Origin of the sequence: Nocardia sp. NPDC006630 (assembly GCF_040611495.1) — a bacterium.
Classification (GTDB): Bacteria; Actinomycetota; Actinomycetes; order Mycobacteriales; family Mycobacteriaceae; genus Nocardia.
Map to the genome: position 1 here is coordinate 248,568 of NZ_JBEXOK010000007.1, position 25,859 is coordinate 274,426.

Consider the following 25,859-nt stretch of genomic DNA (forward strand, 5'->3'; position numbering starts at 1 on the left):
GGTGATCCCGACCCTAATCAATTCGGGCCGAGCCGTACAGCCCGGATCATTTCCGGGCACATGGCGATCGGCGGGTGACGTCGATCAATTGGTTTGGTCGGCGTAGCCCAGCGGAAGTTTGCCGGGCGGGCCGGCGATGACGGAATCATCTTCCGGCTCACGGGTTTCCAGGTAGGTGATGCGCCCGGCCGAGGAGACGAGGGTCAGGGGGTAGGTCGGTCCGAGGTCGCGGGCGGCGATGATCTCGTCCAGATTGTCCTCGTAGCGGGTGAGGGTGATCTCGGGGTAGTCGAGCATCCACTGGGGGTAGGAGATGGTGGTGTGCACCTGGCGGCCGGTCAGATACACGATGACAACGGTGGTTGTGCCCGTCGGTTCCACCCAGGCCAGTTTGTACAGGTCGTCGCTGAGCTGGATGATCTTCGCGGCCTGATTCTTGGACCACCGGCCGAACATCGGGCCCATCAGGCACCGGGATTCGATGGTCTCCGCATTGCGCACGTAGAGCTCGTACTTCCAGCCGTTCGCATAGACGTAGATGACGTGTTTGCCGAGAATCCCGGTCAGATCGCCGGTGAGCGCGGAATTCGAGATGGTGGGGCCGGCACTCATCGATGGATCCTCTCGGTCAACCTGCACGTTCGGGACCTGGGCGTTTACCAGACTAATGACTCGGACCGGTATCTGCGGGGAAGTCTCACCCATATTAATTTGTGATGGCAGGTAGCAGAACTAGCTATTGGACGGATGGCAGCGATGCTCGCAGAGTGGGGTCATGACTTTGTTTCGCGATCTACGGCACTACATCGACAATCTCACCGACACACTGGGCAAGGATGAGGTGCGGGTGATCGACGGCGCGCACTGGGACCTCGAAATCGGCGCCCTCACAGAGCTTCTCGCCGAAGCGGAGGGTCCGGCGCTGCTGTTCGACAATATTCCGGGCTACCCGCCGGGCTATCGGGTGTTCGCCAACTTCATGGGCACCGCCCAGCGATGTGCGGTCGCGCTCGGATTGCCTTCGGACACACCGAAAATGGAGATCATCCGGGCGTGGAAGGAACTGAGCAAGAAGATCGAGCCGATCCCGCCGGTGGTGGTGTCGACCGGGTCGGTGCTCGAAAACGTCATGGAGGGCCACGATGTCGACCTGACCGTATTCCCGACGCCGCGCTGGCACGACGGGGACGGTGGCCGCTATATCGGGACCGCCTGCATGGTCATCACCCGTGATCCGGATACCGGGTGGGTGAATGTCGGTACCTACCGGGGCTGTGTGCAGGGCAAGGACCGCCTGTCGCTGTGGATGCTGGGCAACCGGCATGCGCGCGCGATCGCGAAGAAGTACTGGGATCGCGGCGAGGCCTGCCCGATCGCGGTTGTTGTGGGCTCGGATCCGATCCTGTCCACGGTGGCCGCAATCGCTGCGCCCGAAGGGGTTTCGGAGTACGACGTGGCCGGCGGCCTGCGCGGTCAGGCGGTGGAGGTGCTCTACGCGCCGGGCTCGGAGCTGCCGATTCCCGCGCATGCGGAGATCGTCATCCAGGGTGAGATGCCGCCGGTCGCGGAGGAATCGGTGCTCGAGGGCCCCTTCGGTGAGTGGACGGGCTATTTCACCCATGCCGGACAGGAGACCGTGGTGCGGGTGAACCGGATCATGCATCGGGACGATCCGATCATTCTCGGTGCGCCGCCGATGATTCCCACGGTTCCCGCCGGTGATCAGGCGGTGCCGCTGTACTCGGCGTCGGTCACCTGGGATCACCTGGAAGCCGCGGGCGTGCAGAACATTCGAGGCGTATGGGCATACGCGCGGCAGCTGATGATGGTCATCTCGGTCGAGCAGACCGGCGCGGGCGATGCGATGCATGCGCTGCTGGCGGCCGCCGGTCGTAAGCGGACCGGTGGCATGGAACGCTATTTCGTCGTGGTCGACGAGGATATCGACATCACCGATATCAATCATGTGCTGTGGGCGATCTTCACCCGCGTCGATCCGTCGGAGTCGATGCATATCCTGCGGGCGCCGACCACCGCGATCGATCCGCGGCTCTCGCCGGCCAAGCGTGTGGCGGGGGATATGTCGATGGGGATCGTACTCATCGACGCGTGTAAACCGTTCGCGTGGAAGGATTCCTACCCGCGCGCGAACCGTTTCGAGGAACCGTATCGGGCCGAGATCCGCGAGAAGTGGAAGGCGACACTGCCGCTGTAGGACCTATCGCCGCCCGTACCGACCGACGAAAGGCCGAATGGTCATGACGATTCCGGACGAAGTCTCCGCACTACTGCGGTGTTTCCCCACTGTCGGGGCCTGTGAGCAGGCATTTCCTTTTCTCTCGGTCGATGCGGACGGGTTCCCGCACAGCGCCCTGCTGTCGCGATCGGAACTCGAGCCCGCGGTCGGCGGCGATACGCTGCTGGCCGCGGTGGCGAGCAGCCGTACCCGGGCGAATCTGCTGCGCTCGGGTACCGCGGCATTGCTCGCGGTGGACGGTACGGTCTGTCACCACCTCAAGCTGAAGCTGGTGACCTCGGTGGTCCTCGGCGATGTCCTGGGCTGTGAGTTCGCGCTGGCCGAGCACAAGCGTGATGACATCGGTATCACTATGCAGCCATTGACATTTCGTACTTCCGCCGAACTTGTCGAAGAAGAGAACTGGGCGCGCAGCGCCAGAGTATTCGCCCGGCTGGAAGCAGGCCGGGCCGCCCGGAAGGGGGAGTAGTGGCCGAATCAGTACAGCGCATCATCGTCGCCATCACCGGGGCCAGCGGTGCACCGTACGCCGTGCGCCTATTGCAGACCTTGCGCGAAATGCCGGAAATAGAAACACATCTCGTGATGAGCACCTGGGCGAAATCCAATATCGAGATGGAGACGCCCTATACCGTCCGTGAAGTCGCGGCGCTGGGCGATGTCTCCTACAAGCTGGGTGAACAGGGCGCGGCGATTTCGTCGGGATCGTTCCGGACCGCCGGGATGATCATCGTGCCGTGCAGTATGCGCACCCTCTCCGCGATTCGGCACGGGCAGGCGGACAATCTCATTTGCCGGGCCGCGGACGTGGTGCTCAAGGAACGCCGTCGCCTGATCCTGGTGCCGCGCGAGACGCCGCTCAATGAGATCCATCTGGAGAATATGCTCGCGTTGAGCCGGATGGGTGCGCGCATCGTGCCGCCGATGCCGGCGTTCTACAACCACCCCGAAACCATCGACGACCTCGTCGATCATGTGGTGACCCGGATTCTCGACCAGTTCGATCTCGATGCGCCGCAGGCCAGGCGGTGGCGCGGACTGGATGCGGCCCGTCAGGAACGCGCCGCGGACGGCTTGGCCGCACTGCCCGGGCGCTGAGCCGCCGGGCGCTTCGACGCCAGTGCGGCGGTGTGCTCGATGAACGCGCGGGCGGCGGGCCGGGCGGCGACACCCTCGAGCCAGATGATGCCGAGCCGTCCCGCCGGGAGTTCGGGCACCGGCACACTCACCACTCGATCATTGTGTGTGAGAGCCGATTCCGGTACCAGGGCCATCCCGAGACCCTTCTCCACCATCATGACGAGAATATCGGGACTGCCCGCCTCGAACGCGATGCGCGCGCGAACACCGGCCTTGGCCAGCGCCCGATCCAGCTGCCAGCGCAGCCCCGAACCCTCGGGGAGGGCGATCAGCGGGCGGTCACTGAGCACCGACAGGGGAAGCGCCGTCTCGAGGGCCAGGGGATCGGAGGGCAGCAGCACCGCCACCACACGCTCCCGGTGCAATTCCCGGGTGTGCAATCCGGTCACGGTTTCGTCGATGAGGCTGGTGAACGCGACATCGAGGACACCCTCGCGCAGGCGCCGGACCAGTCCCGCCGCACTGTCCTCGATCAGGGAGATATCGACGCCGGGATGTGCGCGATGGAAGGACGCGAGGGTTTCAGGAAGGTCGATACTGCGCGGGGAGATCGAACTGATGCTGCCCACCGCCACATGCCCGCGCAATAGTCCGGTCAGCGCGTCGATCGCGCCACGACCGGCGTCGAGGGCCGCCAGCGCGGCGCGTGCGTGCGGCAGCAGCGCATCGCCCGCGGCGGTCAGTACCACTGTTCGCGGACGTCGCTCGAAAAGCTGTTGTCCCAGTTCGTGTTCCAGGGCCTTGATCTGAGCGCTGACCCCGGACTGGGCCACATGCACGCGCGCTGCCGCACCGGTGAAGGTGCCGGTCTCGACGACGGCGATGAAGTAGTGCAGCTGGCGCAGGTCCATGGTCCATGTCTAGCGAACGACGGACTCGGGGGATTCTCGGGGTGCGCGTGGGACCTGCGAGCGATGTGCGGACCGGCGTGCTCGTGTGAACCTGCCGGTATGACTTCGATGCTGAGCGCCGGGCGGATCATGGCGGGCGGATTGGCGCTGGTGTGTGCGCTGACCGCATGTACGACGCGCACGGATTCGGCGCCGCGCGGGCCGCTGTCCGATACCGGACGAGCCGAGGTGCAGCGTGCACTGGATGCGGCGGTCGCCGCGGGCACGCCGGGTGTGCAGGTGGTCGTCACCGAGCACGGTAACGAGTGGAGCGCCACCTCGGGGCTGGGCGATATCGCGACCGGCGCGAGCTTTCCGGCCGCCGCCCGGGTTCGAATCGGCAGTAATACCAAGGCTTTTGCCGCAACGGTGATGATGCAGCTGGTAGCCGCGGGCACCGTGGATCTGGATGCCCCGATCGAGCGGTATCTGCCCGGTGTGGTGCAGGGCGACGGTATCGACGGCAACCGGATCACCGTGCGAAATCTCATGCAGCACACCAGCGGACTGCCCGAATATCTGGAATTGCCGGAGCTGGACGGGGATTACGAGGCAATGCTGAAGCAGCACTTCGATTCCGCCGCACTGGTGCACAGCGCACTGAGCACCATGCCCGCGCACTTCCCGCCGGGCGAGAAGGCCGAATACAGCAATACCAACTATCTGATCGTCGGCATGCTGGTCGAGCGGCTCACCGGCAAACCCTTCGCGGACGAGATCACCCGGCGGATCATCGAACCCCTCGGGCTGAAAGCCACCTACATACCTGCTCCGGGTGAGATCGAGCTGCGCGATCCGCATCCGCGGGGTTACGAGATCGTCGACGGTCAGCGCGCCGACCTCACCCGATTGGAGACCTCGTGGGCGGGCTCGGCGGGAGCGATGGTCTCCACCGGCAGCGAGGTGAACCGCTTCTTCACCGCACTCCTGAGCGGCAAGCTGCTGCAGCCGGCGCAATTGGCCGAGATGCAGCGTGATCCGAAGCCGCTCACCAATCGCGACGGCATCGATTACGGTCTCGGCCTCGCGCGGCTGGCGGTGCCGTGCGGTGCGCAGGTATGGGGCCACGGCGGTTCCATCCCCGGCTTCCGGACCTACGACGGGGTCACCGCGGACGGCCGCGCGGTGACCGTGCTGGCCAACCTGCGTGCCTCCGACCCGGCCACGGCGGCCGCGCAGCAGCACGTATTCGATACGGCGATCTGCGCGGCCTCCTGAAGACGGGTGGTCGCTAGGCGCTGCCGCTGGTGATCCCCTTGCACGTCACGCTGGAGTTGCCGCTGAGGCTGACCGCGATGCCGCCGGCATCGCAGAAGTGCTTGCCGCCCTCCGCGGACCCCGCCGCGAAACCGGTCGGTGACAGCGACGATCCGGCGTCCGTGCCGGCCACCAGCGTGACGGGTTCCGCTGCCGAATCGCCTGCGGCGATGAGACCCCCGCCCGCGAAGCAGAGGCTCGCTACTGCAATACCTTCGGCGAGCAATCTCCCGGTACGGGACGCTGGCATAGTGGTTCTCCTGTTCGCGCACGCCGACCGAGGGGTCGCCGTGCGCGAACTCTAACCGAGGCGGGGCGTGGGAAAGCACCTGCGGAGCTGTGAGTTCCATGTGAACGCATACTCCGCCAACGCCTTTCGACGAGCCTTGACAGGCCACTCGCACCGAGCCTAGCGTCAGAATCTCAGCCACCGATTTCACCCAATTCAAGGGATGATTCCTATGCTTCGTGGCGCGATTCTGTGCAGTGCGGCGGTAGGTGTGCTCGCGGCGGCCGCCTGTTCGACCTCTTCGACCTCGTCCACGTCACCGTCGATCAGCCCCCCGGTGACGTCCGCATCGACTGGTTCCCCGTCTACGCAGGGCGCACTGCCGCTCGAGACCACGCCCACCGGCACGGCTGTCCTGAGCTGGGATCCGGCCACAACGCTCGTCACCGCGGCCATCGACATGCAGGGCTTCACGCCCAGCAGCAGCCATGCCATGCATATCCATCCCGGTACCTGCGCCGATCAGACGCAGCCGCCCGCGGTGCCGTTCCCGGATATCACCGCAGACGCCACCGGGGCGATCCGGCAGAGCGTGGTGAGCGGGCCGGTTCCCGGCGGAATCCCCGGCGGGTCGTATCTGAACATTCATCTGGCGCCCAGCGCCCAGCTCGGAGCCTCCACCGATGTGAGTTTCACGCCGATCGGCTGCGCGGACATTCCCGCGGATACCCCCAAGGCGGGGCCGGTGACGCTGAAAGTCGCTGCGCCACAGAAGAATGGCGAGACGCCCGCGGGTACGGTCAAGCTCACCTATGACGGCACCCAGCACAGTCTGCAGGTGGTTCTCCACGCCACCGGGCTGCCCGCCGGCAGTGCCCATGCGGTGCACATCCACACCGGAAGCTGCGCGGCCCAGGGCGCTGTCCTCTACCCGCTGCCCGATCTGCAGGCCGATGGCGCAGGCGACGGTTCGCTGACGGCGACTGTCGACAATGTCGCGACCCCGCCGCCGGCGACCGGCTGGTACGTGAACGTGCACATGGGTCCGATGAGCCAGATCCTCGACGGGAGTACCCCGACGCTGCTGTTCGCGCCCATCCTCTGCGCGAACGTCACCGGGTAGCTGCGCGAACGTCACGGGGTAGCGCTGGAGGATTCAGGCGCAGGGAAATTCGAGGTCGGTCCAGCGAGCGGTGCGGGTGAAACCGAGCCGCTCGTAGACCGCCTGCGCCGGATTGGTGTCGGTGACCGACAGTCCCAGGGCCGTCAGACCCGCGTCGCTCGCCCGGGCTGTGACGCATTGCAGGAGCAGCGCGCCGAGCCCGGCGTAGTCGGGTCCGGGGTACCGGAATGCCTCCGATATCCACGGGCCCGCCAATGGCGGCCTGCCCTCGGCATCCTGGACCAGTACGGCCGCGACCACGCGCCGCCCGTCCCAGGCGACCGCGCTGCACGGGTGCAGGGGACCCATGAGCGTCCCGTCGTACAGCCCGTCGAGGGATGCCGGCGCCTCGTCGTCGTGATCGGGATGGCCCGGGGGATAGGCGGCCACCAGCGCTTCATAGAGTGCGGCGGGTGGAAATTGCCCGGCGGGCAGGAGCTGCAGACCCGATGGCAGTGTCGGTTCCGGAATCGGCGGGGACAGCGCCAGGGTGCAGGTGTGGAAGGTCCGCAATCGCGTGGCGCCGGCGTCGATGAGAGCGCTCCCGAAATCGCCCGCGGCGGTGGCTCCCCAGCCCGCCAGGGACCGCACGATCGCAGCAGCCGCCGTGCTGGGCGAAATAGCTGCGGCACAGGATAATTCATCCGCCCACGGCCGCCCCTCGCGTTCGTCGCGTTCGAAATGGGCGAGCGGGTTCCCGTCGCGATCGAGGATTGCTTCGACCGACTGTTCGCGCGTCTCCATCGTCACGCCTCTCGTTCCGGGCCGGTGCGGGTATGGCGCAGACCATGGTAAATGGCCGTCCACAACGCCAGTGGAGGTGGCATGGTGGGGGCATGACGTCTGTAGTGATAGCCGGGGCCGGTCTCGCGGGAGTTGCGTGCGCTCACAAGCTCGCCTCGGCCGGTGTCGACGTCGTGCTGATCGACCGTAATGACTACCACCAGTTTCAGCCGCTGCTGTATCAGGTGGCGACCTCGCAGCTCCCCGCCGAGGATGTCGCGCGGCCCCTGGCGGCCATCTTCGCCAAACAGCCGAATGTGCGATTGATCCAGTCCGAGATCGTGGATATCGATTTCGCCTCCCGGTCGTTGACGACCGGGGAGGGCGAGACCGTCACGGGTCACTATCTGGTGCTGGCCGCGGGCGCGTGTGCGAATTTCTTCGGAACGCCGGGTGCGGCGGAGCATTCGTTCCCACTGTATTCGATCGTCGACGCCGAGCGGCTCCGGCTGCATGTGCGGTCCATGCTCGAAACACGTTCGGGGCCACTGGATGTGGTCGTTACCGGCGGCGGGCCGACGGGCGTGGAGACCGCCGGCGCCTTCGCGGAACTGTTCGCGGCGCTGCGGACCATGGAGCACGGGGCCGCCGCGGCCCAGGTCTATCTCGTCAATCACGGTGATGCGCTGCTCGCGCCGTTCAGCGAGCGGTCACACAAATACGCCTTCGACAAACTCACCGAACACGGTGTGAAGGTGAAACTCGGTGTGGGCGTGAGCAAGATCGAGGCCGCGAGCGTGCATCTCAGCGACGGGACGGTGCTGGCGACGCAGACCGCGGTCTGGGCCGGCGGGGAATCGGCCTCGCCGGTCGCGCACGAATGCGGTGTCGCGCCGGGGCACGGCGGGCGCATCGATGTGACGGCAGACCTGACGGTCGACGGGTACTGGGGCGTTTACGCGATCGGTGATGTCGCGAATATTCGTGATGGAGAGGGCAAGACGCTTCCGCAGCTCGGTTCGGTGGCACAGCAGTCCGGCGTGTGGGCAGCCGAGAACATCATCCGGGAGATCACGGACAAGGATCGGAAGCCGTTCCACTACAAGGACAAAGGCATTATGGCCATGATCGGCCGTGGGGCCGCGATCGCCGAAGTGGGCGCGCATCGCCATCACATTCAGGGCCCGGTGGCGTGCGCCGCCTGGCTGGGCGTGCATGCCGCACTGCTCAGTGGCGCGCACAGCAAGGTCGATGCCTTCATGTCGTGGGCCTGGGATTACATGGATCGCGATCACGCCGCGCTGGTCGAATGCCACGGCGATCCGAAACGCATTGCGTGGGAAGACGATAAGAAGCCCACCCTGTCGACGGTCCGCCCGCCGCGGTGATTTCGGAGCTCACACCTTGACGCCGAGCGCCCCCGCGACAGCACGGGTGAGGTGGTCGGTGATCTCGGCGGGCTGCCAGCGCCGGTGCTCCGCGAGGTCGTAGACCACGCGTTCGTCGAAGATCGTGATCCACAGCAGTACCGCGTAGGTGACGTCGAATTCGGTCGTCTTCCCTTCGCGCGCCAGTGCTTTCAGGACATCGGCGAGCCGGTCGTGCATGGCGGTGATCGCCTCGTCGCCGTCGCCGAGGCGTTCGATGAAGCCATTGCTGCTGCGGATGTAGCGCACCGCCGGACCCCACTGCATGGCCTGCTCGACCCAGGTGCGGCAGAACCGGTGGAAGCGTTCGACCGGATCGAGATCCGCGGCGCCGGCATCGACCTCGGCGAAAGCCTCCAGCAACTGTTCGATGGCCCGGCGGTGGAAGGCCTGCATCGCATCCTGCGGCGTCGGGAAGTGCCGGTACGCCGTGGCCACGCCGACGCCCGCCTCGGCGGCGAGTTCGGGTATCGAAAAGCCGATCCGACCGGCCTGCAGCAGAGTGCGGACCGCGTCGACCAGCAGCACTCGGCTGCGCTGGGCATCGCTGCGGGTGTTCACGGGCACGCTTCCATCCTGCACAAACACCTGCGGCGCCGGGGCAAGTGGGTCGAAATCGGGGTAATCGGCGAGCCGCGCCGCATGTTGTCGTAGACCATCATCCGCCCTCGAGTAGAGAAGTTCTTCTCAATTGTCTATTCTCTAATCGAGAAGATCTCCTCACTTGGGAGGGTTGATGAGGGCAGCGGTTCCGGGCGCGCTCCTGGTGCTGATCATGGCGCAGCCCAATATGGCGACGGGCATGATGCCGTACTACCGGCACGCCTGGTCGCTGGCGCCGCTGCTCATCACCGTGATCTTCGCGGCCTACCTGTTCGCGCTCACCCCGACGCTGTCGATTCTCGGGACACCGCCCTCGCGCGGTGGGTGGTGGTGGCGGATCGGTGTCGGCAGCGCTTTCGGGATCGCCGCGGATCTTGCTATGGCAGTGGCGCATTCGGCCTGGCCGGCCTGTATCGCGCGCATCTGCGCCGGACTCTCGGTGGGACTGGTGACCGGATCGCTGGCCGGATTGATCCTGGAGCGCCGGGGCGAGCGCGGTCGCACCGCGATGGCGAGCGCGACCGTCTTCGGTTCCGCGCTGGGTACCTTCGCGGCGGCGGGACTGGCGCAATATCTGCCCGCACCAGGCGTCACCGTCTATCTGGTGCACGCGGTGCTGCTCGGAGCTGTTGCGCTGCTGGTGCTTTCCGATCGCGCGACGCGACCGGCCGCGCCACCGCGCAGGGCGCAGGCCCCCTATGTCGAGAGCGAAGCGCCGCTGGCGGGGTATCTCACCGGAATCGCCGCGTGGGTGTCCGCCGGTCTGGTGGTCGCACTGCTGCCGAGTTACGGTGCGGAGCTGCTGGGTACGAAGAACCTCACCCTGCTGGCGCTGCCGGTGACCCTGTATCTGGTCAGCGCCTGGGTCGCGCAGCGCGTCCTGGCGCCGAATGCTCTTCCCGCCGAGCCGGTTACGGCGCAGCTGATCATTATCGCCGGGGTGGCGGTCGCGGCCGCGGTGTCATGGGTGCCGAGCCTGCCGCTGCTGCTCTGCGGCGGTGTGATCGCGGGGTGCGGTCAGGGCATCGCGTATCGCACCGGACTCCGGATCGTCAGTGCGGCAACAGCACCCGATCAGCATGCCCGGATCTCCTCACGGTTCGCGGCGGTCGCCTATCTGTGCGCGGCGGTCGGCACCATCGGGCTCGGCATTGTCGCCACCGTGGCATCGATGCGCGATGCGGTACTGGCCGCGGCCGCTGTTCTGATCGCGATCGCCGCGGTCACCTCGCTCGTCCGCCGGCGCGCAACGGCGCGCGCCGCGGGCTCCCACCTCGTTCTGCAGCCTTCGACAATCGCATAGACCCGGTCGCCGCATTCCGCACGCAATTATCGGCGTGCGGTATCTGCGTGTCTGAAATAGGTTGTGCCACAACATATTTCGCGAGAATCACGAAACTGGTTCGTTACTTGCGTTCATCAGTACACAAACTTCGGTTGGTTCACTGAATGCACAAGAAACAAATACATTCCCAGCGAATGGATTCCAGTCATGGCAGCACCCACCCGGGTCGGGCCCTCCGCCACGCGGCGGCCGACCGCATTCCGCGTACGCAGTACCGACGCCTCGATCGCTTCGGCGGCAACTACCGATGGGGCCCTCAAACGCACTCTCGGGCGCACCGATCTGATCGCCATGGGGGTCGGAACCATTGTCGGCGCCGGCATATTCGTCACTACCGGCGTTGCCGCGGCAACCAAGGCCGGCCCCTCGATCGTCCTGTCATTTCTGCTGGCAGGGGCGATCTGCGTGCTGGTGGCGCTGTGTTACAGCGAGCTGGCGGCAATGACGCCGGTATCCGGCAGCGCCTATACCTACACCTATTCGACCATGGGTGAGGTCCCGGCCTTTCTTGTCGGATGGAATCTGCTGCTCGAATATGCGGTGGCCACGGCGGCAATTGCCATCGGCTGGTCCGGATTATTCGGCGCGGCCTTGAAATCGCTTTTCAGCGTCAACCTTCCGAAGGCAATTTCGGCGGGGCCCAGTGATGGCGGAGTGGTCAATCTCCCGGCGGTTGTCATCGTCGGACTCATTGTCGCCGTGCTGGTGTTCGAGGTGAAAATCGCCGCCGCCGTGGTGAAGACGCTGGTGGCGCTGACCGTTGCCGTCCTCATTGTGGTCATCGCGGTCGGCGCACCGCATGTGCACGCCGGCAACTGGGCGCCGTTCATGCCGTTCGGCGTCAATGGCATCGCGGGCGGGGCGGCCATGGCGTTCTTCGCCTATCTCGGCTTCGATGTGGTCGCCACCTCGGCCGAGGAGACCCGTAATCCGCGGCGGGATATGCCGTGGGGCATTATCGGCTCGGTGGTCATCGCGACCCTGTTGTACATCGCCGTGAGCGCCGTATTGACCGGTGTCGCACCGTATTCCAGCCTGAACAACTCCGCGCCGGTGGCCACCGCGCTGGCCGCGATCGGCGCCGGCTGGATCGGCAAGGTGATCCTGGTGGCCTCGGTGATCGCCCTGACCAAGGGCCTGCTGATGGTGTTCTACGGGCAGACCCGGCTGCTGTTCGCCATGAGCCGCGACGGGCTGGTGCCGAAGGCACTGTGCCGCACCAGCTCCCGTGGGGCGCCCGTGCGGCTGAGTCTGCTGCTGGGCACGGTGATCGCCGTGGTCGCGGGGCTGACGCCGATCGACACCGTCGCCGAACTGGTGAATATCGGCGCGCTGTTCGCCTTCCTCATCGTGGCCCTGGGCGTGATGATCCTGCGCCGCACCGATCCCGATCGGCCCCGGCCGTTCCGGACTCCGCTCATGCCGGTGGTGCCGATTGTCGCGATCGCCGGATGCATCTGGCTGGCAACCACCTTCGAGACCCTGACTTGGCTGCGCTTCGTGATCTGGAGCGCCGTCGGCGGGGTGCTCTACCTCACCTACGGCCGGCGGCACTCCGTGGTGGCCGCGGGAGGTGCCGCGTGACCGCACAGCTGGACAGCTTCTATCCGACCCAGGTCACCTTCGGCACCCACGACGAAATCCACCGCGCGGCGGCAGCGGCTCTGGACTCCGATGTCTTCGACTTCGTCGAAGGCGGTGCGGGCAAAGAGATCACGCTGCGCGCCAATCTGGCGGCGTTCGGCCGCTGGCGGATTCTGCCCGAACCGATGAGCGGTGTCGCGACGCCGTCGACCCGCACCGAACTCCTCGGAATGTCCCTCGAAACTCCGGTGATCACCGCGCCTTTCGGCGGTGACGCACTGTTCCATCCCGACGGCCACCTCGCCGTCGCCCGGGCGGCTCAGCATCGCGGCGCGCTGTCGATCGTGCCCGAGGCCGGCAGCTACTCCTACGAGGAGGTGCACACAATGGCCCCGCGCGCCGCGCGCATTGCCCAGTTGCACCCGTTCGCGCATGCGGCCGCGGTGGCGGAACGGGTGCGGCGGGCCGGTTTCGATGCACTCTGTGTCACCGTGGACTGCCCGGTAGGCGGCTTCCGCACCCGCAATATGGGTAATCGCTTCGATCCGGACCAGCGCCTGTTCGCGGGCAATCTCACCGGGGAGAACGGCGCGCCCGGGGTCGCCGAAGTCTTCGGTCAGTTGCTCAAACAGGGTGGGTCCGTGTGGAACTGGGACCAGCTGACGGCTGCGGCGGCCGATTTCGGACTGCCGTGGATCGCCAAGGGCATTCTCACTCCGGCGGCGGCCGAACGGGCGCTCGCCGCCGGTGCTTCGGCGCTGGTGGTCTCCAATCACGGTGGCCGCCAGCTGGATCCGGCGCCCGCGAGTCTGGATATGCTGCCGGGCATTCGAGCGGCGGTCGGGGCCGAGCTGCCGATTCTGCTGGACAGCGGAATCCGCACCGGCAGCGATGTGTATCTGGCGCTGGCCCTGGGCGCGGATGCGGTGATCATCGGGCGCTCGGCCATCTACGGACTGGCGGCGGCCGGTGAGGCCGGGGTGGACCGCGTGCTGGAGCTGCTCACCGAGGAGCTGCGGACACTGATGATCCTCTCCGGCGCCGCGACGATCGGCGATATCGACGGCACCCGCATCACGGGGGCCGCCGCGTGAGCGCCGCACCGTTCCCCTCGTTCCGCAGCGGCGGCGGGCTGGTATTCACCTCCGGCCTGGCCGCGATCGACCCCGCCACCATGACCGTGTCCGCAACCACCTTCGACGAGCAGGCCGCCGCGGTATTCGACCAGCTCGATGCGGTACTGGCCGAATCGGGCAGTTCACGCGACGACGTTCTGAAACTCGAATGCTATCTGGCCGACCGCCAATGGTTTCCGGCCTGGAATGCCGCCTTCAGCAAATTTTTCACGTCAGCCGCACCGGCGCGGACCACGACCGTCACCACCCTGCCCATCGAGGGGCTGCTCATCGAAATCCAGGCGATCGCCATCGCCCCAGCTCGAGGAAGATCATCATGACCGCAGTGACACCGCTCGTGCATCCCCACGCCGGCATCGGCGACTTCACCATCCGCGACGTCATCGAGGGCCAGACCGCCGGTCAGCTCATTGTCGCGGCCGACGACTGGGGTTGGTGGACAACGCTGCTGGGCGGCGACACCATCGCGCCCAGCACCGGTATCCAGCAGACCGTCGCCCACGGCCTGGTCCGGGCCGGCTTCCTGGCCCGGCGCGGCCACCGCTACCACCTCACCCACACCGGCCACGATGTCGGCAAGAACCGCGGCTTCGTCCGGTGCGCGGTCCGCGGCTGGGAACCGACCTTCCGGCGGCTCTCCGGCGCAGCACACGATGAATACATCCCCGCCGCAACCGAACCCGGTGAGGTGGCGCGCGCCTGCACCGATATCGCACGGCGGCGGCCGGAGATATTCGCGACCATCGGCGCCTCCATCGCCGCCGACACCCCGGGCTGCACCATCGATCTCGGGTGCGCCGACGCCGGACGGGTTCAGGCACTGGCCGGGCTGGCGCCGCGGGAACAGTTCCTCGGCGTCGATATCGAGGACGAGGTGATCGACGCCGCCACAGTAGATGTCGCGAAACTCGGACTCTCCGAACGGATCACACTGCTGCCGGGTTCGGTGCAGCCGGAACCGCAGCTGCCCGCCTGGCTCGGCAAGATCGACCGGGAGAGCGTCACCACGGCCATGTCGTTCTTCCTGCTGCATCAGCTCGCCAGCGACGGTGACGGAATCGCGGCGGTGCTGCGCGGCTGGATGGAGTGGTTCCCCAATGTGCGCCGCCTCGTCATCGGCGACGGCTATCTGCTCGAGGCCGAGCACTGGACCCAACAGCCCTGGTTCTCACCGACTTACGAGATCTACCACACCATCACCGGCGTGCGGCTGTGGACGCAGCTCGAATACGAACGCGCCTTCGCCGACCTGGGCTGGTCGGTGACGCGGCGGATGGAGGATCACACCATGCTGGTCACCACCATTCTGGAACGCGGGTGACAACTGCATTCGACGGCACGCCCTTCGACATCGACACCCGCCCGTCGGTGCTCGATCAGTTCACCGCCGACGAGACCGGCCGCCTCGGCCGACGCCCGCGTGGCATCGCCTACGCGGCCGGTCTCGACGACGTACTGGCGGTCGTGGGCTGGGCACGCGATACCCGCACCCCGCTGATCACCCGGGGTGCGGGCACCAGCCTGGAGGGTCATCTGCTGGCCCGCGGCGATGAGTTGATACTCGATCTGTCGCAGGCGAATTCGATTCTGGACCTGGCGCCCGCCGACTTCACCGCCACCGTGCAGCCGGGTGTCACCCGCACCCGGCTCAATGCGGCGGCGGCCGAATTCGGCCTGCAATTCACCGTGGATCCCGGTGCGGACGCCTCGCTGGGCGGGATGGCCGCGACCAATGCCAGTGGCACCACCGGTGTGCGGTACGGCGGTATGCGCGCCAATGTTCCCGCGCTGCAGGCGGTCTTCGCCGACGGCCGGGTCGCACGGCTGGGCCGGGCGGTGCGCAAGAGTTCCAGCGGCTACGACCTGAAGGATCTGGTGATCGGGTCGGCGGGCACGCTGGCGGTCATCACCGAGCTCACCGTGCGATTGCATCCGATTCCGGAATGGCTGCGCTCACTGCGGATTTCGTTTCCGACGGTTCAGGAGGCGGTGGCCGCGGCGGTCGAACTGCTCGGGCTCGCGGTGCCGGTCAGCCGGCTCGAGTTCGTCGATGCCGCGAGTATGGCCGCCGTCAACGCTTTTCGTGGCAGCGGATATGCCGAAACACCGGCTCTGTTCATCGATCTGGAGGCGGCTTCGTCCGCGGCGGCGGATGCGGACGAGCGGGAGATCCAGCGGGTCTGCCGCGCGTATCACGCGGACGGCATCGAAGTGGCCCGCACCCATACCGAGCGCCACACCCTGTGGGAGGACCGACACCAACTGTTCTTCGCCCTCAAGGCCCGCAGTCCGGGGCATCGCTTCCTCGTGACCGACACCGCCGTCCCGTACTCTCGCATCGCCGATGCGGTCGGTACGGCCACCGCGCTCGGCGCGGAACTCGGCCTGGATATCAGCGTCGCCGGCCATATCGGCGACGGCAATGTCCATGTGGTGGTGCCCTACACCGACACGACCCTGCCGACCGCTCTGCGTTTCTCCGATGAGGTGGTGCGCCACGCCCTCGCGGTGGGCGGCACCGCCTCCGGTGAGCACGGCATAGGCCTGACGAAGAAGAAGTACCTGCGCGCCGAACACGGCCCCGCCGTGGACATCATGACGACCATCAAACAGGCCCTGGACCCCCACGGAATACTGAACCCCGGCAAGATCCTCGACGCCTGACCGCCGTATCCGCCACGAGTGACCGATCGGCTCAGTCCCGGTGGCTCACCACATTGACAATGCGCCCGCTCGGGTCGCGAACGAAGAACCTGCGGACGCCCCAGGGTTCGTCCCGCAGGGCATAAACGATGTCGGCGCCTGCGGCAGCGAGGGTTTCGTGCACCGCGTCCACATCGGCAACCTCGACGCTGAAGTCCGGCTGCGTGTAGTCCGCCCCCGGCTGGACCAGCGTGACCTGTGCGGTCGGATTCGACGGCGAGGCCATGGTGACCACCCAGCCGAGATCCATGACCTCCTCGAACCCGATGAGGCCGTAGAACTTTCGGCTCTCGGCCAGATCCGCGGTCGTAATGTCGGGCACCACTCGGCGAATGCTCATCTCAGCCATGTCGACATTATGCCGCGCGCCCGATTGTCAGAGCTCGTGTGCGCCCGTAGCCCGTGGTTTCGGCACGGTATCGCAGTGTGGCAACTCCATGACGGTGTCCCACCAACTGCTCAGCGGACTGGGATCGGGCCACCTGAGCGGCCGATCGGTACTGCCGTTGGGATCGTGCATTGCCTTCTGGGTCATGCGGTCCTCCTTGCCGGCTCGTATGAGCAGCCGTGAGGCCTACTGTAGACCTACAGTGTTGACGCCAGGTTGCGAGGAGCCGTTACGCTGCTCACACCGCCGGTGCCCGCTCAGGGCACGCGGAGGCAGGAGACGAAGCCGATCCAGCCGGGGTAGCGGATCGAGTGGGCCCCGAAGGAGTGGCTGTAGTAGCGGGTGCAGCCGCCGGTCCGGGGGTCGCGCAGGTGGACCGGGGTCTGGGCGCGGCCGAAGGCGGCGGTGCTGTGTGCCCACAGGCGGCGGAACTGCGGGTAGACGCCGTACTCGGTGATCAGTTCGGCGAACCAGGCCGGGCTGCCGGATCCGCCCAGGGTGCCGCGCAGGCGGGATACCGCGAGTGCGGCCTCCTGTTCCCAATCGACCATGACCCGCTTCGAGAGTTCGTTGCCGAACATCCAGTGGATCCAGTTGCCCGTTTCGGTCAGCCCCGGGAGCGCGGCGGCGTAGGCGTTGTTGAGAGCCAGCAGGTTGAGGCGGATATCGAAGTACGCGGCCGGAGCGGGGGAGTGCAGGGCCAGGACGTGGTGCATCGCCGGGGTGATCTCGGCCTGCAATTGCGCCACGGTGGGCACCGCGGTTTCGGCCAGACCCGCCAGATCGTGCAGATGCCTGCGCTCGGTGTCCGAGAGTGCGGCGACCGTATCCAGTTGCTGTACCAGCGCTTTCACCACCGAGTGCGTCGGCCGCTCCCGTTGCCCCTGTTCCAGGTGCGTGAGGTAGCTGACGCTCACGCCGGCCGCGAAGGCCAGTCGCTCCCGGGAAATCTGCCGGGCATCCCGGAGTCTGCGCAGCAACTGACCGAGAGTGGGTGGCTGCGGCGGATATTCGTGATCCGCGGTCTGCTGGACAGTCACGGCGCATCACTCCTGGAACGGCGAACTAGCTGGTGAAGAAGATTTCGACCACCCTTGTATCCGTACCATATCGGCCGTCCGGGTGGTGCACACGCCTCGCCCCCGAGTGCGGATAGCGGTAGCAAACAGTTTGCACTCCACCCGACCGGCTTCAGTACGCGATAGTCGGAATTACGCGACGAGGGTGAGGTGCGTCCGCTCGATTCGAGCGGTGCCGCTCGCGCGGGTCATCAGGCGGGCGATCGCCTCGGCCACCTGCACCGGCTGTTCGAGAATCACCGAGTGACCGGCGCCCTCGATCATGACCAGGTCCGAATACTCGACCGCGGCGGCCATCGCGACGGAATGCGAGGGCGGCGTCATCAGGTCGGCGGTGCCGCACAGTACCAGGGTCGGGATCTTCGACAGGGCCGGCAGCGTGCCGGTGCGGTCGTAATGCGGGAAAGAGCTCAGGAAACTCGCCATCGTCACGATCGGCGTCTCATTGTGCATTGCCTTGGCGAGGCTCAGCACCCGCGGGCTGACCTTGCGATTCCCGAATTCGGCGGTGCGGATGACCGGGGCGAAGACCTTGCAGGCCACCAGCTTTGCGCGCTGCATCAGCCGCGGGGCATAGCGGACGGCGGTCTGGAATGCCGAAACGACCGGATTGCGCAGGAGGCGGCCGAAACCGGCATCGGCGAGCCCGCTCGCGGCCGTCGCGATGAGTGCCACGCCGACTATGCGGGTGCCGATCTCGTGCGGATTCTGGCTGAGATAGGTCAGCGCGGTCATACCGCCCATCGAGTGGCCGACGAGGATCACCGGTCCGGTGGGAGCGACGGCCTCGAGCACCTCGCGCAGGTCGTAGCCCAGTTGTGTGAGGTGGTAGGTCTGCCGGGGCGCCGTGGCGGAGTCGCCGTGGCCGCGGTGGTCGTAGCAGACGACCCGGGCGCCGGGATACTGCCGCAGCAGCGCGTCGCGGACGTCGGTCCAGGACTCGGAGCGCTGACAATGTCCGTGCAGCAGAACGACGGTGAGGTCCGCGGTGCGCGGGCCGTATTCGCGCACCGTGAGCGCCACCCGGTCCTCGGTCGCGACCGTGGCACGACGTTCGGCCGAGGCGGCGATCATGCGGGATATCGACATTGGAGGCTCCGGTTCGCTGGTGATGACCTAACTGTCCGCCGCATTCGCCACCGGTATCAGGACCCCGAGAGCTGGGGTCGCTCCCCCGAGGGGGAGCAGATCACCACCCTGGGTGGGGCTTCGCCGCCCCGGCGCCGAGATGTTCGCGTAGCCGCGTCGGCGGTGAATTAGGCTGGGGACGTGAGCGAGGCGACGACTCCCGGGGCACAGGGCGATTCCGGCTTCGAACTGGGCACCGACGGTCCGCTGGTGATCGCGGTCGGGGTCGACGGCTCCGAATCCTCGTGGCGGGCAGCGGCTTACGCGGCCGGGCTGGCGCGGCGACAGCACGCGCTGCTCGCCGTCGTCTACGTCCAGCCGTGGATGGCCATGGCCGCCGGATTGGGGACCGACGTCCGGTCGGTGACCTCCGAAATAGCCGATGAGCTGGTCGCGGAGATTCGCGAAGCCGTCGAGCGGGTCAAGGATATCTACACCATCCGCTGGAAGTTCCTCACCAGGCACGGCGACGCCTATGCCGAACTGGCCAAGGCCGCAGACGAACTCGGCGCCGATGCGGTGGTCGTCGGCGCCTCGCAGCAGGCGGGACACCGGCTGGTGGGCTCGGTGGCCATGCGGCTGGTGAGATCCGGGCGCTGGCCGGTGACTGTCGTACCGTAGCGGCGTGACGGAAGCTCGACACGAGGCGCACGAGCGGGCCAGCTGGGCGGAGTTGTTCTTCGATCTGGTGTTGGTGTTCGCGGTGACTCAGGCGGCGCATGTGCCGGTGGTGGAACAAAGTTGGACAGCGGTGGGCCAGACGGTGCTCTTGCTCGCGATCATGTGGTGGTCGTGGGTCGGGACCACCCTGACCGTGCACGGGATAGAGGATTCGGACAGGCAGCGGATCTTCTTGTTCGCGTGCGGTTTATGTGTGTTCGTCATCGCGATCACCGCACCGCACGCGTTCACCGGATACGGCCCGCCCCTGATTCTCGCCGTGGCGCATCTGGTGCTGCGGCTGCTGCTGTGGGATGCGATGCGGCGCAAGGGCTCGTTCGCGCGGGCCGGGACGCTCGGCAATGTGTTCAACCCGTACACCGTGACCGTGATCAGCGCCCTGCTGCTGGTGGGGGCGGCGGCGGCGCCCCCGGGCGGAATTCGCAACGGGCTCTGGATCATTGCGGTGCTGCTGGCCTTCGCCGGTCCGGCGCTGCTGGCGCGCCGGCTCGGGGCCGTGCAGTTCGGGGCCACACATCTGCCCGAACGGTTCGGCACTTTCGTCATCATCGCGCTCGGTGAGATGGTGGCCTCGGTCGGTTCCGAGGCGGCGCAGGCAAATCTCGGGGTGGTGTCCTGGGGCAGTGTGGTGCTGACCTTCGTCCTCGGTTGCGGGCTGTGGTGGTTGTACTTCGCGTACGGGTTCTCGGCCGTGGAGCATTCGCTGCGCACCAATCAGGTGCGTGGCACCGTGGTGCGAGATGTGCTGAGCTACGGGCACGTCATCCTGGTGATCGGACTGGTGCTGGTCTCGGTGGGTGCGCGCACCATGGTCGAGGACCCGACCGCGATTCCGCACGGGGTCACCGGATACCTGCTGCCGCTCGGCGCCGCACTCTATGTGGCGGCCTTCTGTTTCACCCGCTGGCGAATGTTCGGCGCGGCCACGGTGGGCCGGGCCACGGGGGCCACGGTGCTCGCCGCGCTGGCCGTCGCGACGCCGCTGCTGCCGGAGATTGTGATGCTGGCGCTGGTGACCGCGATTCTGCTCGCGCTCAACGGTTACGAGCACTGGACGGTCACCACGGGCAGGCCACTGCTCCTGCTGCGCCGAGCGGCGGCCTAGCTACAGCGCCGCAGCCGGGTAGCGTCGGAGCCGGATGTCGAGGCCACTGTGACGCAGGAGGAGGATTTTCGATGGTTGCCAACCGGCCGATCGTTGTCGGAATCGATGGTTCGGACGCGGCTCTGGCCTCGGTGCGCTGGGCCGCGGTCGATGCCGCGCGGCACGGCTGCCCGCTGCACCTCGTCTATGCCGGAGTGCCGGAACAGGACGCGCCGATCTCTCATGATCAAGAGATTCTGCAGCGGGACGGGGATGCGGTCGTCGCACAGGCGACCGAGGCGGCGATCGCGGCCGCCGCGCCGGTGGGGACCGTGGATATCGAGGCCTTTGTGGTGGATACGCCGTCGATCTCGGTCCTGGTCGACTTCTCCGAGCAGGCGCGGCTGCTGGTCGTCGGCGCGGGCGGGCACGGCGCGGGTGTGCTGGGTTCGGTGAGCAGTGCGGTGGCGCGCCGGGCGCGCTGTCCGGTTGCGGTGATTCCGGCCACCTTCGGCGGTGGCGGCGCGAAGCCGGGTCCGGTGGTGGTCGGCGTCGACGGGTCGGCCTACAGCACCGTCGCCATTCAGATCGCATTCGACGAAGCGTCCTCGCGTTCGGCGGAACTTGTCGCCGTGCACGCCTGGACTCGGCCCATGCTGCACGGCACCCGTCCTGAGCTGGAGGAAGAGCCGGAGGCGCTGCTGGCGGCGAACCTTGCCGGTTACGGCGAACGCTATCCCGACGTCGTGGTGCACCGGGCCGTCGTCGAAGGCTACGCGGTCGATCATCTGATCGAACGAGCGGCGAATGCGCAGCTCATGGTGCTCGGCAGCCACGGGCGAAACGCATTGTCCGCCATGATTATCGGATCGACGAGCCAGGCGGTGCTGGACGAGATCAGCTGTCCCACCATTATTGCGCGGCCATCGACCGGCAACAGCGACTGAATCGTCGTTGCCGGTGGGGGCCCGAGTTCGGGTAGCGCACCGGCAATCTGATCGGTGCGCAACGAAACCGGCTCTCCGGGAGGTACTCTCGATGAGATGGGATATCGTGCACTGTTTGCGCTGGTATGTACCGCTTTGGCTGCACTGTGCGCGGTCACCGTACCCGGGAGTGCCTCCGCTGATCCCGGGCTACCATCGGTCGGCGGCAATTTCCTGTGGGGTGTATCGAGTTCCGGGTTCCAGAGCGAAGGCTCCGCGCCCGACAGCAATTGGAGCCGGTACGCCGGATCCGGCCGGGCCGAGGGCTATCGCGATTCCGTCGATTTCTTTCATCGCTACGGTGAGGACATCCAGCATGCGGCCGATATCGGTGTCGGCGTCTACCGGATCAGCGTGGAGTGGGCGCGGGTGCAACCGAGTCCGGGCGAATGGGATTTCTCCTTCTACGACAGCGTGATCGCGCGGATCCGCGCGGCCGGAATGCGGCCGATGATCACCCTGGACCACTGGGTGTTCCCGGGGTGGGAGGTCGATCGTGGCGGCTGGCGCAATCCGGGCATGGTCAATGACTGGCTGACGAATGCCCGTGCGGTGGTGGATCGTTATGCCGGATCCGATCCGCTGTGGGTCACGTTCAACGAGCCGCTGGCGTATGTGGGACAGGAGCAGCGGATCGGCGATCTCGGCGCGCTCGATGTCGCGCCCATGATCGATCGAATGGTCACCGCGCACCGGGGGATCTACGACTACATCCACTCCCGGCAGGCCGATGCGATGGTCACCAGCAATATCGCCTACTCGGATATCGGTGCGGCCCAGGCCGATGCGTCCTTCGTCGACCGGATCGCCGACAAGCTCGACTACGTCGGAATCGATTACTACTACGGCGGATCGCTGAGCAATCCGCCGAATCTGGCTGCGATGCTGACCAATCAGCCGTCGAGCCTTGTGCTCGAGCCCGAGGGCATCTACTACGTGCTGCGCAGATATTCGCAGAAGTTTCCGGGCCGGCCCCTCTACATCGTCGAGAACGGTATGCCCTCCGATAACGGCTCGCCGACCACCGACGGCATGACCCGCGCGGATGACCTGCGCGACACCGTCTACTGGGTGCAGCGCGCGAAGGCCGACGGCATGAACGTCATGGGCTACAACTACTGGAGCATTACCGACAATTACGAATGGGGCAGTTACTCACCACGTTTCGGCCTCTACACCGTGGACGTCACCACCGATCCCGGCCTGACCCGCCGCCCTACCGATGCCGTCGGCGCATACCACGACATCGCCACCTCCGGCGGAGTCCCGGCGGGCTACCTGCCCACCCGGGCCCCCGCGCTCTGCTCACTGCAGGACCTGCCCTCGAGCTGCATCGCCCCGGTCACCGTCCGCTGACTCCGCGCGCGGAGTCAGCGCCGCCGAGACGCCGGCCGTCTCAGGTGAACAGTGAGCCGGTCTGCGGGTTGATCCAGAGCGGCAGCCCGTCGGCGAGACACACACTGCCGGAATTGATTCCGACGCGGTGCACCTCGATGTCGAGGTGCCCGCCGGCGGTGTAGCCGTCCGGCTTGTGCTGCCGCACCTCGATGGTGTGCCAGCCCAGAGTGCCCGGGGTCCACAGCACCTGCGGATCCCCGTTCGGATCGAGCGTGACCGGTTGCAACGGCGCGCCGTTGTCGGTGATCTCGAATGCGCTGCCGGCCGGGTCGGTGATACCCGCCTCGATGGTCTGCGGACAACCCATGACCGGACCCTGACTACCCGTGTTGTAGACGATGACGCCGACGATCTCCGCGCCGGCATGCGGGGCGGCGGGCAGTAGCACGGCCGCGGAAGAGCAGGCGAGAGCCGCGAGGCCGCGCCGGAACGTGTGAGCTGTCATGATGCGAATTCCTTCGGGTGAGTGCCATCCAATGGAGTGCTGCAACGATGACCTGCCGCGTAGACCTCAGCCAGGTACGTCCCGATCTTCTCATTCGCGTGATTCATCTCGGCTCAGCGGGGCAACCATGGCATGGGCGGGCCAGCCGTATCGGACGATCGACCGCCCGGAAGGAACCATGGACAACTCGACCTCCGTTGCGGGCCGGATTGCGCAGAACAGTGTCTTCGAGCGGTTCGCGCGGGCCGGCTTCGTCATGAGCGGCATCGTGCATCTGCTCATCGGTTATCTCGCCATTCGTATCGCGTTCGGCGGTGCGAGTGGGACCGCCGACCAGTCCGGCGCCATGACGGAGCTGGCCGGTAAGCCGGGCGGCATCATCGCGCTGTGGATAGGCGTTGTCGCATTTCTGGTGATGGCGCTGTGGCGGCTCGCCGAAACTGCGCTCGGCAGTGCGTCTCAACCCGGCGCCGACAGCAAGAAGGCCGAGGCGGTCGATCGCTTCAAGGCATTCTGCGTGGCAGTGGTCTACTTCGCATTCGCCTTCTCCGCCTTGGGATTTGCCCGTGGGCGCGGCAAATCCAGTGGGGCGCAGAGCGCGGGGCTCACCGCCCGGCTCATGCACACCACGACGGGCACGGTCTGTCTGGTCGCGGGCGGGCTGATCATCATCGGGGTCGGTGGCTACCACGTATACAAGGGATTCAGCCGGAGCTTCCTGCAAGATCTGAAGGGCGTCACCAGCGACTTCGTGCGCTGGCTGGGCACGATCGGATACATCGCGAAGGGCCTGGCCATCGCCGCCGCCGGGCTGCTGATCATCCTGGCCGCGACCCAGTCCCAGCCGAACAAGGCCACCGGACTCGACGGCGCGTTCAAAACCCTTGGCGCGCAACCGTACGGCGCGTTCCTGCTCGTCGTGGCGGGGCTGGGCATCATTACCTACGGCCTCTACAGCTTCGTCATGGCCCGGTCCACCAAGATGTAGCCGGGCACGGCCGTCGCGGAAATCACCTGGGCGGCAGGTGAAAGTGCAGGAGCGCGGACACCACTTTCCGGGCATCGGCTCGTTTCTTGGGATCGTGGGCGAGTACGGCCGTCGCAACCGCGAGCAGCATGGCGATCGACCAGAGCGACGCCATCAGTACCAGAACCAGTTGGGTGTCGAACAGCATTGCGGCTCCTGCCGATTCGCCATCGCGTCGGCCGATCCGGTACGGATTGTGCCGAGGCCGGCGACGGTTCGTTTTCAGGCTAGGCAGCCGCGCGGGCGCTATTGCGTATCCGTGTTGGCGGATTTCCGGCCCCTGCGGTGGGGGAACGGCGCGGTGGTGGGTATTGACCCAATTCGCCGATGACGTTCGGCGCCAAACGAATCTGGTGATTCCGCCCCAAGTTATCTGGGGCGGCCCAGCTGGGGTGGCTCGGCATGATCACGCCGGATGAGCCGGTACACCGCCTGGCCGTCGGTGGCCCGCTGGCATGACACGGCGTGGAAGCCGTCCGCGATGAGATGGCCGAGCACCGCGCAAATCCGCTGCTGCCGTACAACGAGGTCGCGGCTGGGATGCTCGCCGTACACCGAGGGCACCGCGAGCAGCACCGTTCCGCTGCGGGGATCGATGGCGGGGTTCCCGATATCGAGTCCGGCGGGCGGTGGCGGCCAGTGCCGGTGTGGCGGTGCGGTGAGGTCCCAGTGGGCCAGAATGCGGTCGGTGGGACGGCCCTGATCGCGTCCAGTGTCCTCGACGCCGTACAGATTCGGCGCGAATCCGCGGCTGCGGGCGCCGAGTACATCGAGGTAGAAGTAGGCGTTGTCGGTGCGCAGCGGATCATAGGCCCAGCGCACGGTATCGACGCCGCGGGCGAGCGAGATATCACGCAGGCGATGCATCAGGACCCGGCCGACCCCGAGGTTCCGTAGCTCCGCGCGGACCACCAGTAACTCCATATAGTGATAGAGGGAGGCAGCGTGGCCCTCGCAGGTCAGGTCACGGCCCAGGAAGGTGTAACTGAACCCAGCTAATAGCCCATTAACCTTGGCGCCGAGCACAATTCCGCCATTGTGGGTGAGAGCTGCGAGCAGTCGGGAACTGGGGGCGGGATCGTCCGACTTCAAGCCGAATACGTCCCGGTACAAGGTGATCGGGTCGGACCAGCTGTCGAGCTCGTTCAGCTCGTTGACTTTGATGAATTCGGTCATGGCTGCCATAA

At 66.6% G+C, this 25,859-nt stretch carries 29 protein-coding genes; 17 read left to right on the top strand and 12 right to left on the bottom strand.

All coding sequences use genetic code 11. The features are described from left to right. Nucleotides 1–84: 84 nt before the first annotated feature. On the bottom strand, nt 85–612 hold the full coding sequence (locus ABZX86_RS22435; protein WP_355126327.1) for a phenolic acid decarboxylase: 528 nt from the start codon (nt 610–612) through the stop codon (nt 85–87). A 163-nt stretch (nt 613–775) separates the two neighbouring features. Here ABZX86_RS22435 and ABZX86_RS22440 point away from each other — a divergent pair, with 163 nt between their 5' ends. Genes ABZX86_RS22440 through ABZX86_RS22450 form a run of 3 tightly spaced genes read left to right on the top strand, consistent with a single transcriptional unit; the run spans nt 776 to nt 3,355 of the window. Beyond that, a complete protein-coding gene (locus ABZX86_RS22440) occupies nt 776–2,215 on the top strand; it encodes a UbiD family decarboxylase (protein ID WP_355126329.1) in 1,440 nt (479 codons plus the stop codon). A gap of 37 nt (nt 2,216–2,252) precedes the next feature. After that, nucleotides 2,253–2,726: a hypothetical protein gene (locus ABZX86_RS22445; RefSeq protein WP_355126331.1), complete on the top strand. Its 474-nt coding sequence runs from the start codon at nt 2,253–2,255 to the stop codon at nt 2,724–2,726. Then, a complete protein-coding gene (locus tag ABZX86_RS22450; RefSeq protein WP_355126333.1) occupies nt 2,726–3,355 on the top strand; it encodes a non-oxidative hydroxyarylic acid decarboxylases subunit B in 630 nt (209 codons plus the stop codon). The genes ABZX86_RS22445 and ABZX86_RS22450 overlap by 1 nt, the downstream gene beginning before the upstream one ends. Here the strand turns inward: ABZX86_RS22450 and ABZX86_RS22455 are convergent. After that, nucleotides 3,310–4,248 carry a LysR family transcriptional regulator gene (locus ABZX86_RS22455; protein ID WP_355126335.1) on the bottom strand — a complete coding sequence of 313 codons (939 nt, stop codon included), beginning with the start codon at nt 4,246–4,248 and terminating at the stop codon, nt 3,310–3,312. The two genes, ABZX86_RS22450 and ABZX86_RS22455, sit on opposite strands and share 46 nt — an antisense overlap. A gap of 99 nt (nt 4,249–4,347) precedes the next feature. On the opposite strand from ABZX86_RS22455, the gene ABZX86_RS22460 reads away from it, so the two are divergent. Continuing rightward, nucleotides 4,348–5,505, top strand: a complete 1,158-nt coding sequence (locus ABZX86_RS22460) for a serine hydrolase domain-containing protein (RefSeq protein ID WP_355126337.1) — start codon at nt 4,348–4,350, stop codon at nt 5,503–5,505. Between the two features lie 13 nt (nt 5,506–5,518). Here the strand turns inward: ABZX86_RS22460 and ABZX86_RS22465 are convergent, their stop codons facing one another. Then, nucleotides 5,519–5,794, bottom strand: a complete 276-nt coding sequence (locus ABZX86_RS22465; RefSeq protein ID WP_355126339.1) for a hypothetical protein — start codon at nt 5,792–5,794, stop codon at nt 5,519–5,521. Between the two features lie 316 nt (nt 5,795–6,110). On the opposite strand from ABZX86_RS22465, the gene ABZX86_RS22470 reads away from it, so the two are divergent. Further along, a complete protein-coding gene (locus ABZX86_RS22470; protein ID WP_355126340.1) occupies nt 6,111–6,896 on the top strand; it encodes a CHRD domain-containing protein in 786 nt (261 codons plus the stop codon). A gap of 33 nt (nt 6,897–6,929) precedes the next feature. On the opposite strand, the gene ABZX86_RS22475 is transcribed toward ABZX86_RS22470, so the two are convergent. Next, nucleotides 6,930–7,679, bottom strand: a complete 750-nt coding sequence (locus tag ABZX86_RS22475; RefSeq protein WP_355126342.1) for a GNAT family N-acetyltransferase — start codon at nt 7,677–7,679, stop codon at nt 6,930–6,932. A gap of 92 nt (nt 7,680–7,771) precedes the next feature. On the opposite strand from ABZX86_RS22475, the gene ABZX86_RS22480 reads away from it, so the two are divergent. Then, nucleotides 7,772–9,046, top strand: a complete 1,275-nt coding sequence (locus tag ABZX86_RS22480) for an NAD(P)/FAD-dependent oxidoreductase (protein ID WP_355126344.1) — start codon at nt 7,772–7,774, stop codon at nt 9,044–9,046. Nucleotides 9,047–9,055: 9 nt separating this feature from the next. On the opposite strand, the gene ABZX86_RS22485 is transcribed toward ABZX86_RS22480, so the two are convergent. Then, nucleotides 9,056–9,652, bottom strand: a complete 597-nt coding sequence (locus ABZX86_RS22485; protein WP_355126346.1) for a TetR/AcrR family transcriptional regulator — start codon at nt 9,650–9,652, stop codon at nt 9,056–9,058. A gap of 169 nt (nt 9,653–9,821) precedes the next feature. Between ABZX86_RS22485 and ABZX86_RS22490 the strand changes: the two genes are divergently transcribed. The 6 genes from ABZX86_RS22490 to ABZX86_RS22515 all read left to right on the top strand — a co-directional run bounded on the left by ABZX86_RS22490 (nt 9,822) and on the right by ABZX86_RS22515 (nt 16,417). Next, nucleotides 9,822–10,991 carry a hypothetical protein gene (locus ABZX86_RS22490; protein ID WP_355126348.1) on the top strand — a complete coding sequence of 390 codons (1,170 nt, stop codon included), beginning with the start codon at nt 9,822–9,824 and terminating at the stop codon, nt 10,989–10,991. Nucleotides 10,992–11,180: 189 nt separating this feature from the next. Further along, a complete protein-coding gene (locus ABZX86_RS22495) occupies nt 11,181–12,617 on the top strand; it encodes an amino acid permease (RefSeq protein ID WP_355126350.1) in 1,437 nt (478 codons plus the stop codon). Further along, entirely contained in the window at nt 12,614–13,711 is a 1,098-nt protein-coding gene (locus ABZX86_RS22500) for an alpha-hydroxy acid oxidase (RefSeq protein WP_355126352.1), read from the top strand. The genes ABZX86_RS22495 and ABZX86_RS22500 overlap by 4 nt, the downstream gene beginning before the upstream one ends. Continuing rightward, on the top strand, nt 13,708–14,073 hold the full coding sequence (locus ABZX86_RS22505; RefSeq protein ID WP_355126354.1) for a RidA family protein: 366 nt from the start codon (nt 13,708–13,710) through the stop codon (nt 14,071–14,073). The genes ABZX86_RS22500 and ABZX86_RS22505 overlap by 4 nt, the downstream gene beginning before the upstream one ends. Continuing rightward, a complete protein-coding gene (locus tag ABZX86_RS22510; protein WP_355126356.1) occupies nt 14,070–15,074 on the top strand; it encodes a hypothetical protein in 1,005 nt (334 codons plus the stop codon). Before ABZX86_RS22505 ends, ABZX86_RS22510 begins: the two co-directional genes overlap by 4 nt. Beyond that, nucleotides 15,071–16,417 (top strand): FAD-binding oxidoreductase, encoded by a 1,347-nt coding sequence (locus ABZX86_RS22515; protein WP_355126358.1) that lies wholly within the window; start codon nt 15,071–15,073, stop codon nt 16,415–16,417. Before ABZX86_RS22510 ends, ABZX86_RS22515 begins: the two co-directional genes overlap by 4 nt. Before the next feature lie 31 nt (nt 16,418–16,448). Here the strand turns inward: ABZX86_RS22515 and ABZX86_RS22520 are convergent, their stop codons facing one another. From ABZX86_RS22520 to ABZX86_RS22535, 4 genes are all read right to left on the bottom strand, one after another. Then, entirely contained in the window at nt 16,449–16,805 is a 357-nt protein-coding gene (locus ABZX86_RS22520) for a VOC family protein (RefSeq protein WP_355126360.1), read from the bottom strand. A gap of 27 nt (nt 16,806–16,832) precedes the next feature. Next, nucleotides 16,833–16,991 carry a hypothetical protein gene (locus tag ABZX86_RS22525; RefSeq protein ID WP_355126362.1) on the bottom strand — a complete coding sequence of 53 codons (159 nt, stop codon included), beginning with the start codon at nt 16,989–16,991 and terminating at the stop codon, nt 16,833–16,835. Nucleotides 16,992–17,101: 110 nt separating this feature from the next. Beyond that, the gene (locus ABZX86_RS22530) at nt 17,102–17,884 is read right to left on the bottom strand and encodes a helix-turn-helix domain-containing protein (protein ID WP_355126364.1); all 783 of its coding nucleotides are present in this window, start codon (nt 17,882–17,884) and stop codon (nt 17,102–17,104) included. 171 nt (nt 17,885–18,055) lie between these two features. Beyond that, nucleotides 18,056–19,012 carry an alpha/beta hydrolase gene (locus ABZX86_RS22535; protein ID WP_355126366.1) on the bottom strand — a complete coding sequence of 319 codons (957 nt, stop codon included), beginning with the start codon at nt 19,010–19,012 and terminating at the stop codon, nt 18,056–18,058. A 180-nt stretch (nt 19,013–19,192) separates the two neighbouring features. Here ABZX86_RS22535 and ABZX86_RS22540 point away from each other — a divergent pair, with 180 nt between their 5' ends. The 4 genes from ABZX86_RS22540 to ABZX86_RS22555 all read left to right on the top strand — a co-directional run bounded on the left by ABZX86_RS22540 (nt 19,193) and on the right by ABZX86_RS22555 (nt 23,158). Beyond that, nucleotides 19,193–19,672, top strand: coding sequence for a universal stress protein (locus tag ABZX86_RS22540; protein ID WP_355126368.1), 480 nt, complete (start codon nt 19,193–19,195; stop codon nt 19,670–19,672). Between the two features lie 4 nt (nt 19,673–19,676). Beyond that, nucleotides 19,677–20,837: a low temperature requirement protein A gene (locus ABZX86_RS22545; protein ID WP_355126370.1), complete on the top strand. Its 1,161-nt coding sequence runs from the start codon at nt 19,677–19,679 to the stop codon at nt 20,835–20,837. Between the two features lie 71 nt (nt 20,838–20,908). Beyond that, entirely contained in the window at nt 20,909–21,763 is an 855-nt protein-coding gene (locus ABZX86_RS22550; RefSeq protein WP_355126372.1) for a universal stress protein, read from the top strand. 96 nt (nt 21,764–21,859) lie between these two features. Further along, nucleotides 21,860–23,158: a family 1 glycosylhydrolase gene (locus tag ABZX86_RS22555; RefSeq protein WP_355126374.1), complete on the top strand. Its 1,299-nt coding sequence runs from the start codon at nt 21,860–21,862 to the stop codon at nt 23,156–23,158. A gap of 40 nt (nt 23,159–23,198) precedes the next feature. Here the strand turns inward: ABZX86_RS22555 and ABZX86_RS22560 are convergent, their stop codons facing one another. Beyond that, nucleotides 23,199–23,645: a hypothetical protein gene (locus ABZX86_RS22560; RefSeq protein ID WP_355126376.1), complete on the bottom strand. Its 447-nt coding sequence runs from the start codon at nt 23,643–23,645 to the stop codon at nt 23,199–23,201. 178 nt (nt 23,646–23,823) lie between these two features. Here ABZX86_RS22560 and ABZX86_RS22565 point away from each other — a divergent pair, with 178 nt between their 5' ends. Beyond that, nucleotides 23,824–24,633: a DUF1206 domain-containing protein gene (locus tag ABZX86_RS22565; protein WP_355126378.1), complete on the top strand. Its 810-nt coding sequence runs from the start codon at nt 23,824–23,826 to the stop codon at nt 24,631–24,633. 22 nt (nt 24,634–24,655) lie between these two features. Here ABZX86_RS22565 and ABZX86_RS22570 read toward each other — a convergent pair whose 3' ends face one another. Together ABZX86_RS22570 and ABZX86_RS22575 are read right to left on the bottom strand one after the other, a co-directional pair. Then, nucleotides 24,656–24,820: a hypothetical protein gene (locus ABZX86_RS22570; RefSeq protein ID WP_327140442.1), complete on the bottom strand. Its 165-nt coding sequence runs from the start codon at nt 24,818–24,820 to the stop codon at nt 24,656–24,658. Between the two features lie 221 nt (nt 24,821–25,041). Further along, a complete protein-coding gene (locus ABZX86_RS22575) occupies nt 25,042–25,857 on the bottom strand; it encodes a GNAT family N-acetyltransferase (RefSeq protein WP_355126380.1) in 816 nt (271 codons plus the stop codon). Nucleotides 25,858–25,859 lie beyond the last annotated feature (2 nt).